Origin of the sequence: Haloprofundus marisrubri (genome assembly GCF_001469955.1) — an archaeon.
Taxonomy (GTDB): domain Archaea; phylum Halobacteriota; class Halobacteria; order Halobacteriales; family Haloferacaceae; genus Haloprofundus; species Haloprofundus marisrubri.
In genome coordinates this window covers 1-425 of record NZ_LOPU01000024.1, presented here as the reverse complement: position 1 = coordinate 425, position 425 = coordinate 1, and the positions used below count along the sequence as shown (strand labels likewise).

Genomic DNA, 425 nt, shown 5'->3' with positions numbered 1-425 from the left:
TCGATGCCGAACTGCTCGCAGACGTGGTCGGAAATCTTCTCGGCCATCATCCGGTAGGTGGTGAACTTGCCGCCGACGATGCTGGTCATCCCGGGCAAATCGTCGCGTTCGGCGTGGTCTAAGAGGAAGAAATCGCGCGTGATGTCGGTAGGGTCGGTCGTTCCCGTCCCCGGTGGTTCGTAGAGGGGTCGAACGCCCCAAAAGGAGCGAATCGTCCGCGCTTCTTTGAGGATTGGTACCAACTCTGACAGGGTATCAATCATGAGGTCGACTTCCCACTGTTCTTCGGGGTAGTCGTCGGGGTCGTCGACTTCCTCGTCGGTCGTCCCGAGAATGCAGGTGGTTTCGTGGGGGACGACGATGTCGGCGTCGCCCTTGGGTCGACAGCGGTTGACGACCGTATCGACCTGTCGGGTGTTCATGAT

1 protein-coding gene is annotated in these 425 nt (G+C 59.5%); it reads right to left on the bottom strand.

Annotated features, from left to right (window positions below):
* Positions 1-425 (bottom strand): FAD-dependent oxidoreductase (locus AUR64_RS10380; protein ID WP_338035572.1); only part of this gene is annotated, 425 nt, incomplete at both ends.